Below are 12,189 nucleotides of genomic sequence, written 5' to 3' on the forward strand. Positions count from 1 at the left end.
TTCTCTATCCTTGTATGCTATTTTTTTATACGTTGATACACATCATTTCTTCGGCTGTTTGGACCTTCTCTGTAATATCTAATCTAGAGAGTTCCTCATCATAAGGTTCTTTGTCACTTAAATGAACCAGTATCACTTTGCCAATCGACTTAAGTTCATAGGAATCAGATATCTCTGGTAAACTTGTATGAATTGGATCAGTCTTCTTAGCAGAGGTCGCCTCATGGATTAATACATCTATATATTCATATGTCTGGATGTATGAATTTACTTCACTGTCTCCTGAATAGATGATTAATTTACCGTCATATCTTATTTCTAACCCAATGGTAGGTACAGAATGGAGTGCTGGAAAACAAGAAATATGCAAATTTTCATTTATTATCAGTTCTTCAATATGATCACCATTGAATGTCTTTATATGAAGCGGAAACTGTATACCCCATTCATAAACTTCCATAGTATCCAGCCACTGATGAAGTTTTTCCTCATTCCTTTCATCACAATAGAGCGTCAGTGGCTTATGTCTGTTTTCAAGCCACATTCCCCATAATAACGAAGGGAGGCCGTATATATGATCGATGTGGAAATGGGTAAATATGACGGAGTCAAGCTCTTCTAGATCCACATTGATTTGTTTCAGTTTCCTGCATGGATTCCCACTGACATCGATCAACACATGATAGCCATCATTTGAAAAACAAAGTGAAGTATTATCTCGTTCACTACCAGGATAGGCACTGCCAGTCCCAAGAAAATGTATCTCCATTTTTACACCACCTATTTAATTCCGGAATGCATGAAGCTGGATACAAACTGTTTTTGGAAAATAAAAAATGCGATCAGCAATGGGAAGATGACCATTACCGTCCCTGCTGTCACCATTCCCCATTGAGCTCCTGTTTCATAGGATTGGGCAAATTTTGCAAGCCCGACAGTCAATGGACGATTTTCATCGGAATTCGTGATGATCAACGGCCACATGAAATTGCTCCAATGATGGCTGACAGAAACCAATGCGAATGCAATATAAGTCGGCTTTGCAGACGGTACATACACATGCCATAATGTTTGCCACCATTTACAGCCGTCTATTTTAGAAGCTTCATCCAGGTCAAAAGGAACCTGCTTGAAGGTTTGCCTTAGTAGGAATACACCGAAGGCAGAAGCCCAGTATGGAAGCATTACGGCAAGCTTCGAATCCACCAAACCTAATTGACTCATAACTTGGTAGTTCGGGAACAAGAGAATTTCCGGCTGGATCATCAATTGTAGTAAGAATAAGATGAACAATCCATTTTTACCTCTGAAATTCACTCTGGCGAATGCATAAGCTGCAAGTGTGATGGTAAATAATTGGACGATCAAGATACCGAATACGATGATGAATGTGTTCGCGTAATAAGTAAGAAAGGGGGCAGCATTCCATGCATCTATGTAATTCTGGAAGGTGGGATTGGATACCCAAAGGGGAAAGGAGCTGCTTATCACTTCTCTCCCTGTAGAAAACGAGGTGATGAAAACCCATAGTAATGGAATGAAGAATACGAGTCCCAAAATGACGATAACGGAAAAATTAATCTTTTTATACAAAGAGATTCCTCCTTTCTCAATAATGGATTTTCTTATCTAAAAATAAATAATTGAATGCCGTGATACCTAATAGCACAGTGATTAATACGACGGTCAATACCGCTGCTTTACCAAGATCCCAATTCGTAAAGGCTACTTCATAAATATAATAAAGCAATAGATTACTAGCATTGTCTGGGCCGCCCTTGGTCATGATGTATAGATGATCTACATTCTTGAATGCATTTGTAATCGCTACGATCATGACGAAAAGCGTTGTCGGCATAAGTAATGGGAAGGTGATATGCCGGAATATTTGAAAAGGCTTCGCTCCTTCTATCATGGCAGCTTCATATACATCTCTCGGCAAATTTTGTAAACCGGCTAAATAAAAAATCATAAAAAATCCAGTATCTTTCCATATGATCATGATAATCATGGCAATCATAACTGTACTTTGATCACCTAACCAGTTTGGACCACTTGCTCCGAACATATGTAAGAATTTTTCCAGAAGTCCATATTGTGGCGTGTAAATGAACAACCAGATGTTTGCAACAGCGATCAACGGGATGACTGTCGGATAAAAAAATGACGTTCTTAGCAGGGCACTGCCCGCCATTTTTTTGTTTAGCCATATCGCTAAATACATTGCCAAAAATAGACTGGTTGGAACAGTACCAATAATGAATAATAGGTTATTCAGCATCACTTTTTTGAAAATGTCATCCGTAAAAACCTCTTTATATTGATCAAGGCCAGAAATTTGGAGCCTGGTCATTGGTCCACTATAAAAACTTAAATGAATGGATTTAAGTGTAGGATAGAATGTGAATAACGATAAGAATATAAAAGATGGGAGTAATAATAAATAAGCGAAAATATTCTGTTTGAAACCGAAACTGAGTTTTCTCTTAGGGGCGTTTTGTTTGATAGCCATCAGTTTACTTGTGGGTGCGTATTGTTTGTTAGCCATCAGTTTACTTGAAACCTCCAATCTTTAGTAAAGAGAAGCCCAAATCAACAAGGTTTTAATCCGAGCTTCTCCACATTTCTATTTAGTCCTGGAAAGGTTCCAAAACTTTTTCTGCTTCTTGTTGAGCTTTTTCCAATCCTTCATCTACTGTGCTTTTTCCTGTTAAAATCGATTGGATTGCATCGTTCAAGATTTTTTGGACTTCCCCATTTTGATAGGTGGCCAATTCACTGTCAGCATATTCAAGCTGTTCACGCGCAATGGTCGCTTGTGGGAATTCTTGTACATATTCTTTCAACTTATCTGTCTCGTAAGCAGAATTTCTTGTAGCAACATAACCAGTATCGATCGACCATTGGGCAACGCGCTCAGGATCCGTTAAGAATTTCATGAACTTGATTGCTGCTTCTTTATTTTCTTCCGGAATGTCTTTGAATAGATAAATGTTTCCGCCACCAGTCGGTGAACCATATTGGTTGTTGGCAGGTAAGTAAGCTACACCAAAATCAAAATCCGCATTTTGCTTTACATTGGTCAGGTTTCCTGTCGTGTGGTACATCATCGCCGTTCTTTGGCTTAAGAAATCAGATGGAACTGTCGCCCATTCAATCGTACCTTTAGGCATGACCTCATGCTTTTGGCTTAAATCGAGATTGAATTGCATTGCTTCTTTTGCAAACGGCTTATCAAAATAAGTTTCTTTTCCATCTTCTGACATGATATTTCCTTCAGTCTGCAATGCTAGGGCTTGGAACATCCAGTATTGATAACCTGTACTAGGAATTTCAAGCCCCCATTGGTCCTTACCGCCATTCACCGTTAGTTTTTTACTGTAATCAACTAGCTCATCCCAAGTTTTTGGAGGGGCTTCCGGGTCAAGGCCCGCTTCAGCAAAGGCATCTTTATTGTAGTAAAGGACGATAGTACTTCTTTGGAAAGGCAGGCTATAAACCTGATCGCCAATTTTCGAGTTAGCCATGAAAGCCTCATAGAAATCATTGAAATATTCTTCATCGAACAAAGGCGTCATTTCTTCAATGACATCATTCTCTAGCAAAGTAAATAGATCGATAGAAAATAAGACTGCTAATTCTGGAGGATTACCACCTTGAACAGAAGCCATCACCTGAGTCATCGTTTCCGAATAACTCCCTCCATACCTTGCATTGACCTTGATATCCGGATTTTCCTCTTCAAAGTCTGCAACTAAACCATCCACGATCTTAGCAACATCCCCACCAACAGCAACAGGGAACCAGAAGTCTATTTCTGTAACTTCCTTGTCCGCCCCTCCGTTGTTGCAAGCTGCAAGAATAACCAGCAATACAGTAAACAATGTCAACAACTTGACCCTCATTCATACTCCTCCTTTAATAATGTCGCTTTTATATATTTAAATAAATAAAGCCCTATGAACAATAAAAAGTACTACATAAAAAATGTAATACACTTTATTGCTCACAGGGTTCTCCTCATCTCTACCCGAAGACAATAACATGTCCGGTATTCATTTGATTATTAATAATAATATAACAATTTTTTACCAAGAGCAATCATTTTTTGAAGGCGCTTTCAAATTAATTAGAAGATTAAGATTATTCGTAATGCCTTCAACTTTTATTTGTGAAAGGAATCATTTTACAGGGGATAAGTGAAGAATTAAGTATCAGGACAAGATTGAAGATTAACTAGACAAAATTCCAAATTATCAGGACAATTACAAGTTTTCAAAAAAAACGGGACTGGCCCAAAGTTGGGACAGTCCGGTTTCATCATTATTATAACGATTTCAATGCTTTTACGATATCGTTATCCCCGGAAAGGAATTCGAATGCTTTGCCATATGTGTTCTCCAGGGTCAACGATTCGATCATCACTCTTGCTACATCCTCACGTGGAATATCACCTGAGTAGTCATCGAGCTTTTCTGCTGCTCTGATTTTACCAATGCCAGCTTCATAAGAGAGTCTGCCTGGTCTGACGATCGTATAGGTTAGTGAGCTTCCTCTTAATACGTCATCCGCTTTTTTCTTCGCCTCGAAATAATGTCTCATACTCTCAGATCCATATTCAGGGTCATCAGCTCCGACCGTACTCAGCATGACAAATCGTTTTACGCCATGATTCTCTGCAGCCTTTATGAGCTTGATCGCTCCTTCCTGATCCACTGTTATCGTTTTTTCAGGTCCAGTCTTCGATCCAGAACCAGCGGCAAAGAGAATTGCATCACAGCCTTCAACTGCATGATCAACTTCATCTTCTAAATCCGCCAACACGGTTTCACTGATTCCAAATTCCTCAAGTTTAGCAGACTGTGTAATATCGCGAATCATTGCAACGGCCTGATGGTCATTGCTTTGACCTAACATTCTAAGTATATGGCGGCCTGTACCACCGTTTGCTCCTACTACAAGTACTTTCATCCTGTCAAAACTCCTTTCAATGAAAACATAATTATTATTTACCACAAAATCAAAGAATATAAACGATTTTGTATGAGGGTTAGCGGTATACTAATAGCAGTGTCTTGTGTTATATAGAATTTATAGGAGTAAACCGAATGGAGTGAGATACGTGAAAGTAACCGTCATCGGTTGTTGGGGTGGATTTCCGAAAGTCGGCGAAGCGACCTCAGGTTATTTGTTACAGGAGGATGGATTCAATTTATTGGTTGATTGTGGAAGCGGCGTCCTTTCAAAAGTACAGTCCTACATAGCTGTAGAGGACCTTGATGCAGTCATCATCTCCCATTACCATGCTGATCATATTGCAGATATCGGTCCTTTGCAATTCGGAAGGTTAGTAAAATCACATACTGGTAAGACATTAGCAAAACTGCCGATCTACGGACATCGTTTTAACGAAACGGAATTCAAAAAGTTAACTTATAAAGAGTTTACGGCTGCAGAAGAATACAACCCGGCTATGCCGATATCAGTGGGTCCGTTTGAAATTGCCTTTTTACAGACGAAACACGCCGTCCCGTGTTATGCTATGCGGATTGAAGGCGGTAGCCACACGGTAGCTTATACAGCTGACTCGAGTTTCCAGGAGGAATTTTTTCCTTTCTTCCGCGGCGCAGATACTTTACTGTGTGAATCTAATCTTTACAAGGGGATGGACGGTACGAGCGTTGGTCATATGACAAGCGAAGAAGCGGGGATTGTTGCAAGGGAATCGAGAGTTGGAAAGCTGATTTTGACCCATCTGCCTCATTTCGGCGAACTCGAACAGCTAGTACCTGAGGCTAAGGAACAATTTCATGGGGATGTCGTCCTGGCGGAAGAAGGTTTCGTCTGGGAAGGGGAATAGTTAGCCTTTTTGCATACAAATACAACAAATATTGGTAAACAGTGTAAAAATATTGGTAATGGTCTCTAAAATATTGGTAAACAGTCCAAAAATATTGGTAAAGGAGGACAAGCATGTTACTTTTTATTGATAACGAAAATATCACAGACCCCAGAGTGAATCTGGCCATTGAAGAATATGCGCTTAAATATTTGGACATCAATGATACATATCTATTGTTCTATATCAATGAACCATCGATCATCATCGGGAAAAACCAAAATACGGTGGAAGAAATCAATTCCGAGTATGTCCGGGAAAATGGAATACACGTAGTCAGGAGACTATCCGGTGGAGGAGCGGTCTATCATGATCATGGGAACTTGAATTTCAGTTTCATTACGAAAGATGATGGCAACAGCTTTCATGATTTTAAAAAATTCACAGAACCGGTCATCAAAGCTCTTCATAGACTAGGTGTTCCAGCAGAGTTGAGCGGACGGAACGATATTCTCGTCGATGGGAAGAAAATTTCCGGGAATGCTCAGTTTTCAACGAAAGGCCGCATGTTCAGCCACGGTACACTCATGTTCGACTCTCAAATTGAGAATGTCGTTTCTGCATTGAATGTGAATATGGATAAAATAAAATCGAAGGGGATCAAATCGATCCGGAGTCGGGTTACGAATATACGTGAGCACCTTGACCAAGACATGACGACCGAACAATTCAAAGAAACCCTGCTCCGTTATCTGTTTGAAGAAGAAAAAGAGATTCCACAGTATCGACTGTCTGAAGAAGATTGGGAAATCATTCGTAAAATTTCAGCAGCACGTTATCAGAACTGGGATTGGAACTACGGAAAGTCACCTAAATTCAATGTGAAGCATTCTCACCGTTTTGAGGGGGCAGGTCAGTTGGATATTCGTTTGGATGTTGTGAAAAATACAATCCAAGCATGTAAGATCTATGGTGATTTCTTCGGCGTTGGAGATGTGGAGGATATCGAGTCACGCCTCATCGGAGTACGGTATGATTACGAAGAGATCGAAAAAGCATTAGCCGATCTTGACATCGGCCATTATTTAGGAAAAATCACGAGAGAACAGTTTTTACAATTGATTCATTAATCATCTAGAAACACCGAAGCATCTACAAGTGTAGGTGCTTTTTTTTATTTCACGTTTTTAAAAAAATAGGCACATCAATCTTCTGGGTGAATATCATGACATTGTGAGAAAGGGGATGATGAATAATGTCAGAACAACATTATGACGAATCGATCCGAGATGATGAGCGGGCAAAACACATGTACGACAAATGTAAACAATATAAGCAATATCATGTATTGGTTGAAACGAAGGACGGCAAAAAATTCGACGCGATCGTCATGGGTTTGAAAAAGGATAAAGTAGAACTTCTCGTGCCTGAAATGATGGAACCGGAAACTTACGATCGAAATGATACCAGGCAGCCAAGATTCAGAAGGTTCGGAGGGCTCTTGCTCCCATTAGCAGCTATAGCTGCATTATCGTTGCTTCCTTATTACCGTCCATATCCTTTTTACCCATATCCTTATTTTTAAAATCAGCCTCCCTTTTTGAGAAAGGGAGTTTTTTTTAGTTTTTATTTCAGGGGATCGATATATACTTGGGCTCATTCGGTGCAAAATTGAAATTATTCAGAGCAATTGAGAGAAAATCAGGTGCAAACACAAGATATATCAGTAGGAACTTAAAATAATTGGCTGATTCCGGCTTAAATCAATTATCTGAAAATTGACACAAGAAAACGCTTTCCTTATACTGTTTTTATATACCGTATTTATCATGTATCGAGATTTTTTCGTTATATAAGGAGGGGTAAGATGATTTATAATGTGGAAAAAGAAACGATGAATAAGCAAGACAAAGAAAAGCTTCAGCTTGAAAGGCTGCAAAAAACAGTTCGTGCTGTCTATGAGAATGTTCCTTTTTATCAAGAAAAATTCGATGAAAAGAACGTGACACCAGACAATGTCCAAAGTCTCGAAGATTTGAAGAAACTCCCTTTTACGAAAAAGAAGGATTTGCGGGATCATTATCCATTCGGCCTTTTTGCGGTCGATCAGAAAGAAATGGTCCGTCTTCATGCATCCTCGGGGACAAGTGGAAAGCCGACGGTCGTTGGTTATACGAAAAGTGACATCGAAGTCTGGAGTGAGGTCGTAGCTCGTGCCATTGCTTCAGCTGGCGGAGAACCAGGAAGTGTATTGCATAATACCTACGGATATGGGTTGTTCACTGGAGGTTTAGGTCTTCATTATGGGTCTGAACGACTAGGGATGGTGACTGTCCCGATCTCAGGCGGGAATACTGCCCGTCAAATCCTTCTAATTGAGGACTTCCAGCCTCAGGTCATTTGTGGAACACCTTCTTATGTCCTTAACATTGCTGAAACGATGGAAAAGATGGGAAAAGACCCGCGAAAGACAAGTCTTAAATTCGGCATTTTCGGAGCGGAGCCTTGGTCGGAAGAAATGCGGCAGACGCTTGAAAAGAAGCTTGATATCAAAGCGATCGATATTTATGGGCTCAGTGAAATCATAGGCCCTGGAGTGTCGATCGAATGCCACGAAGCACAAGACGGCTTACATATTGCAGACGACCATTTCTACGTTGAAGTAATCGACCCAGAAACGCTGGAACCAGTAGAAGATGGGGAATATGGCGAGCTTGTCTTCACGAGCCTGACGAAGGAAGCATTCCCGATCATCCGTTATCGTACCGGTGATATCGCTGCGCTAAATCGTGAAACTTGTAAATGCGGCAGAAACTCTGTCCGAATGTCGAGGGTGAAGGGTCGGATCGATGATATGCTGATCATCCGCGGAGTGAATGTGTTCCCTTCTGAAATCGAGAATTGCTTGCTGCAGGTTGAAGAATTGGTCCCGCATTATCAAATCCTATTAAAGAAAAACGGAACGATGGATCATATTGAATTACAGGTGGAAGTCAATAAAGCCACTTTTGAAAAATGCGCAGGGGACATGGAGTACCTTAATATGGACGAGTTGAGAAGGCGGATCCAGCATCAGATCAAGTCGAACTGCCTTGTCTCCATCCAGGTGCAGATCATGGAACCGGGCTCAATTCCACGATCGGAAGGAAAGGCGGTCAGAATCGTAGATCTTAGAGAAGAGAAAGTATTACAGCAGTAGAATATTTATATAAAGTTAGTAAAAGGATTGAATTATTTATAACGATATTCTATAATGACGTTAAATAAACGTAATACTCGGAAGGTGATAATAGATGACTATCGAAAAATCATTCGATCAGTTGACAGAGGAAGAGAAGTACGAACACTTCTTGAACCGGATTGACGCAGGAGAAAAGATCGAACCGAACGATTGGATGCCTGATGATTACCGTCAATCTTTGATCCGTTTGATTTCCATGCATGGAATCAGCGAAATTATGGGAGCGCTTCCAGAAAAGGAATGGGTACCGAAAGCCCCATCTTTACATCGTAAATTGGCGATCATGGCAAAAGTACAAGATGAGATGGGCCATGGACAGCTGTTGCTGCGTGTAGCAGAAGACTTGATGGAACCACTTGACATGAATCGTGAAGACATCATGCAGAACTTATTCTCAGGAAAATTGAAGTTTCACAATGTGTTTCATATGAAAGCGCCTACATGGGGAGACGCTGGGATCATCGCTTGGTTGGTTGATGGAGCAGCGATCATTTCACAAAGCATGATGCTGAACTCTTCTTACGGTCCATATGCAAGAGCTTTGAAGCGAATATGTGCTGAAGAAGTTTTCCATGCACAGCACGGTGAAAGTATTATTATGGCGCTGGCAGAAGGAACGCCTGAACAACGTGATTTGTTACAGGATGCGCTTAACCGCTGGTGGACAGCACTTCTCATGTTCTTTGGACCGAAGAGCAAGGAGAATGCATCGACTTCCCACGTCGATAAGAACATGAGATACAAAATCCGTGAGAAGACGAATGAAGAGCTTCGCCAGGAGTTTTTCACAAAATATGTACCGAGAATCTGGTCCCTCGGCCTGACGATTCCGGATGAGACGATCCATTTTGATGAAGAACAAGGGTTGTGGGTCTATCAGGATCCGGATTGGAGTGAATTCAAGGAAATCGTAACTGGAAACGGTCCGCAATCGAAAGAGAGACTGGAGCTTCGCAAGATTTCTTACGAAAACAATGCCTGGGTGCGCGAGGCCTTGAATCCAACATCGAAGGCAGTTTAGACGGACGAGGAGGGAAACCATTGAACCAAGAAAAAGACGGTTTTTACAGTGTATATGAGGTGTTCAGTAAAAAGACAGATAAAAGCCCGCTGCAGCACCAGTTCAGTCTTCTAGCCCCTAATGAAGAAATGGCTTTGATCATGGCAAGGGAAAATTTCTTCCGCCGTGAACCTGTAGCTGACATTTGGGTGGCAAAGAGAGATAACATCCGTACGATGACCCAAGAGGAACGTGAAATGTTGAAGCGGTTGAATAACAAAGAGTACCGTGAAACGAAGGGATACGGATATTTAAAGAAAAAATGGCGTAAATACCAACAAGAACAATTCACAGAACAAAGCTTACTTAGCAACAGCAAGGGAGGAAAAGAGTAATGGCACAGGATAAGGCACTAGTGGAACTGCTCTATTCCCTGGCGGATGATGATTTCATCCTGGCATACCGAGGCTCTGAATGGCTCGGGCTTGCTCCTCATATCGAAGAGGACGTGGCCTATTCCTCTATCAATCAGGATATGATGGGGCATGCAGTAAAGTTTTATACCCTTCTTGAGGAATTAGGGGAAGGGAAAGCTGATGAGCTGTCGCACCTTAGATCTCCAGAAAAATTCAGAAATGCAGTTTTGTTAGAAGAGAAGAATGGAGAAGGGACGTATCTTGAACAGCCGAACTTCGACTGGGCATTTGCGGTCGTACGGAACTATTTCTACTCTGTCCATAAAAAAATCCGCATGCAATCTTTGAAACAATCAAGCTATGAACCTCTTACCGATTCTGCTTCAAAAGTGCTGATCGAGCTGCAATACCACTTGATGCATTGGGAGACATGGTTCAAGCAATTGATGACAAGCACTAATGAAGCGAAAAAACGTATGACCGCAGCGATTGAAAGATGCTGGAACGAGATGGACGGCGTACTTTCGCTTGGACCACTTGCTGAAGATATGGTCAGTAAAGGATACATCGAGAGTGAAGAGGAAATGCGGTCGAAATGGCTTGCACATATGGAAAAGACATTTGAACAAATTGCTGCTCCATTACCTGGTGAACTTGGCATGACAAAAGGAAATGGCCGCCAGGGTGAACATACAGAAGACCTCAATCAAGCATTGTCTACGCTTTCCGAGGTTTATGAGACGAATCCAAAAGTCGCTTGGTAATACATCATCCGAATTGTCATAGAACGTGACACTTATATACAGTATAAGCGAAATTCACGTACTCCAGCGGGAAAAGCGAGCCAGGTGAGTCTTCCAATGCCCCACACTTTAAGGATCTTCGACTAACAACCACCACGTCCCTGTGGTGAACGTCGAAGCCAGCCCATCCGTGTGCAAGTGAGGAGGCTTTCGGAATTAGGTAATTCAGAGAAGTAATGTCTAACTCAGCGACCAGTCACTTGGATCACTTCAGACTTCCTGCGGCGGCAACAGCCTCCTCGTCAGTCTTCCAGTGACCTACGTGACTAAGCGTGTCGCTTCCGCTTTTCTTAAGCCTGCGGAATGGGAGTGAATTTCGTAGACCTCAACAACAATGCTTTTTTTAAAAAATCAAACTGAGAGGAGGGTTACGATGACCGGAATTGAATCTAAACAATTGGTAGACACGATTTATGATGTCCTCCAAGCTGTTACTGACCCTGAAATCGATTCTGTCAGTATTTTGGATCTTGGAATGGTTGAAGGTGTTGAAGTCGTAGATATGTCGGCAAAGGTCGGAGTCCTTCCAACCTTCACAGGCTGCCCGGCACTCGGCATCATCCAACGGGATATCGTAAATGCCGTCATTGAAGTTGAAGGTGTTTCTGAGGTTGAAGTGACCTTTTTATCCAAGCCGATCTGGACGACCGACCGTATTACTGACCAAGGGAAAGAACAGCTTAAAGAATTCGGTATATCGCCTCCTCCGGCAAACCATACACCAGGAGAACCGTGGGAAATCCCGTGCCCATATTGCGGCTCGGTGTATACGACAATGGAGAATCTTTTCGGGCCGACTGCCTGTCGCTGCATTCTCTATTGCAGAAGCTGCAAGAATCCATTTGAAGCAATGAAACCCGTTGCCAACATAGGCGACGAATAAGAAAGGG

General features: G+C 41.6%; 13 protein-coding genes. 8 read left to right on the forward strand and 5 right to left on the reverse strand.

Annotated features, from left to right (window positions below):
* Positions 1-25: 25 nt before the first annotated feature.
* From ACJROX_RS04470 to ACJROX_RS04490, 5 genes are all read right to left on the reverse strand, one after another.
* On the reverse strand, positions 26-769 hold the full coding sequence (locus ACJROX_RS04470; RefSeq protein ID WP_408009560.1) for an MBL fold metallo-hydrolase: 744 nt from the start codon (positions 767-769) through the stop codon (positions 26-28).
* Positions 770-780: 11 nt separating this feature from the next.
* Positions 781-1,593 (reverse strand): carbohydrate ABC transporter permease, encoded by an 813-nt coding sequence (locus ACJROX_RS04475; RefSeq protein ID WP_408009562.1) that lies wholly within the window; start codon positions 1,591-1,593, stop codon positions 781-783.
* 16 nt (positions 1,594-1,609) lie between these two features.
* Entirely contained in the window at positions 1,610-2,512 is a 903-nt protein-coding gene (locus tag ACJROX_RS04480; protein ID WP_408011575.1) for a carbohydrate ABC transporter permease, read from the reverse strand.
* Between the two features lie 118 nt (positions 2,513-2,630).
* Positions 2,631-3,905 (reverse strand): ABC transporter substrate-binding protein, encoded by a 1,275-nt coding sequence (locus ACJROX_RS04485; RefSeq protein WP_408009563.1) that lies wholly within the window; start codon positions 3,903-3,905, stop codon positions 2,631-2,633.
* Between the two features lie 421 nt (positions 3,906-4,326).
* Complete coding sequence (locus ACJROX_RS04490) at positions 4,327-4,971, reverse strand: SDR family oxidoreductase (RefSeq protein WP_408009565.1); 645 nt, start codon at positions 4,969-4,971, stop codon at positions 4,327-4,329.
* Positions 4,972-5,122: 151 nt separating this feature from the next.
* Here ACJROX_RS04490 and ACJROX_RS04495 point away from each other — a divergent pair, with 151 nt between their 5' ends.
* The 8 genes from ACJROX_RS04495 (at position 5,123) to paaD (ending at position 12,182) form a co-directional block, all read left to right on the forward strand.
* The gene (locus ACJROX_RS04495) at positions 5,123-5,860 is read left to right on the forward strand and encodes an MBL fold metallo-hydrolase (protein WP_408009566.1); all 738 of its coding nucleotides are present in this window, start codon (positions 5,123-5,125) and stop codon (positions 5,858-5,860) included.
* Between the two features lie 113 nt (positions 5,861-5,973).
* Positions 5,974-6,969 carry a lipoate--protein ligase gene (locus ACJROX_RS04500; RefSeq protein WP_408009568.1) on the forward strand — a complete coding sequence of 332 codons (996 nt, stop codon included), beginning with the start codon at positions 5,974-5,976 and terminating at the stop codon, positions 6,967-6,969.
* 125 nt (positions 6,970-7,094) lie between these two features.
* The gene (locus ACJROX_RS04505) at positions 7,095-7,424 is read left to right on the forward strand and encodes a hypothetical protein (RefSeq protein ID WP_408009569.1); all 330 of its coding nucleotides are present in this window, start codon (positions 7,095-7,097) and stop codon (positions 7,422-7,424) included.
* A gap of 282 nt (positions 7,425-7,706) precedes the next feature.
* Positions 7,707-9,038 carry a phenylacetate--CoA ligase PaaK gene (gene paaK, locus ACJROX_RS04510; RefSeq protein WP_408009570.1) on the forward strand — a complete coding sequence of 444 codons (1,332 nt, stop codon included), beginning with the start codon at positions 7,707-7,709 and terminating at the stop codon, positions 9,036-9,038.
* Between the two features lie 94 nt (positions 9,039-9,132).
* The gene (gene paaA / locus ACJROX_RS04515) at positions 9,133-10,101 is read left to right on the forward strand and encodes a 1,2-phenylacetyl-CoA epoxidase subunit PaaA (protein ID WP_408009571.1); all 969 of its coding nucleotides are present in this window, start codon (positions 9,133-9,135) and stop codon (positions 10,099-10,101) included.
* A gap of 20 nt (positions 10,102-10,121) precedes the next feature.
* The gene (gene paaB / locus ACJROX_RS04520) at positions 10,122-10,475 is read left to right on the forward strand and encodes a 1,2-phenylacetyl-CoA epoxidase subunit PaaB (RefSeq protein WP_408009572.1); all 354 of its coding nucleotides are present in this window, start codon (positions 10,122-10,124) and stop codon (positions 10,473-10,475) included.
* Positions 10,475-11,260 (forward strand): 1,2-phenylacetyl-CoA epoxidase subunit PaaC, encoded by a 786-nt coding sequence (gene paaC, locus ACJROX_RS04525; RefSeq protein WP_408009573.1) that lies wholly within the window; start codon positions 10,475-10,477, stop codon positions 11,258-11,260. Before paaB ends, paaC begins: the two co-directional genes overlap by 1 nt.
* Before the next feature lie 412 nt (positions 11,261-11,672).
* On the forward strand, positions 11,673-12,182 hold the full coding sequence (gene paaD / locus ACJROX_RS04530) for a 1,2-phenylacetyl-CoA epoxidase subunit PaaD (RefSeq protein WP_408009574.1): 510 nt from the start codon (positions 11,673-11,675) through the stop codon (positions 12,180-12,182).
* The last annotated feature ends 7 nt before the right edge of the window (positions 12,183-12,189 follow it).

It is taken from the genome of Pseudalkalibacillus sp. A8 (assembly GCF_045920555.1).
Classification (GTDB): domain Bacteria; phylum Bacillota; class Bacilli; order Bacillales; family Fictibacillaceae; genus Pseudalkalibacillus.

Bases quoted from the DNA above. Each gene is read 5' to 3' on its own strand.
- ACJROX_RS04485 (WP_408009563.1), bottom strand. From the start codon at position 3,905: ATGAGGGTCAAGTTGTTGACATTGTTTACTGTATTGCTGGTTATTCTT.
- ACJROX_RS04490 (WP_408009565.1), bottom strand. From the start codon at position 4,971: ATGAAAGTACTTGTAGTAGGAGCAAACGGTGGTACAGGCCGCCATATA.
- ACJROX_RS04470 (WP_408009560.1), bottom strand. From the start codon at position 769: ATGGAGATACATTTTCTTGGGACTGGCAGTGCCTATCCTGGTAGTGAA.
- ACJROX_RS04505 (WP_408009569.1), top strand. From the start codon at position 7,095: ATGTCAGAACAACATTATGACGAATCGATCCGAGATGATGAGCGGGCA.
- paaD (WP_408009574.1), top strand. From the start codon at position 11,673: ATGACCGGAATTGAATCTAAACAATTGGTAGACACGATTTATGATGTC.
- paaA (WP_408009571.1), top strand. From the start codon at position 9,133: ATGACTATCGAAAAATCATTCGATCAGTTGACAGAGGAAGAGAAGTAC.
- paaK (WP_408009570.1), top strand. From the start codon at position 7,707: ATGATTTATAATGTGGAAAAAGAAACGATGAATAAGCAAGACAAAGAA.
- ACJROX_RS04500 (WP_408009568.1), top strand. From the start codon at position 5,974: ATGTTACTTTTTATTGATAACGAAAATATCACAGACCCCAGAGTGAAT.
- ACJROX_RS04480 (WP_408011575.1), bottom strand. From the start codon at position 2,512: ATGGCTATCAAACAAAACGCCCCTAAGAGAAAACTCAGTTTCGGTTTC.
- paaC (WP_408009573.1), top strand. From the start codon at position 10,475: ATGGCACAGGATAAGGCACTAGTGGAACTGCTCTATTCCCTGGCGGAT.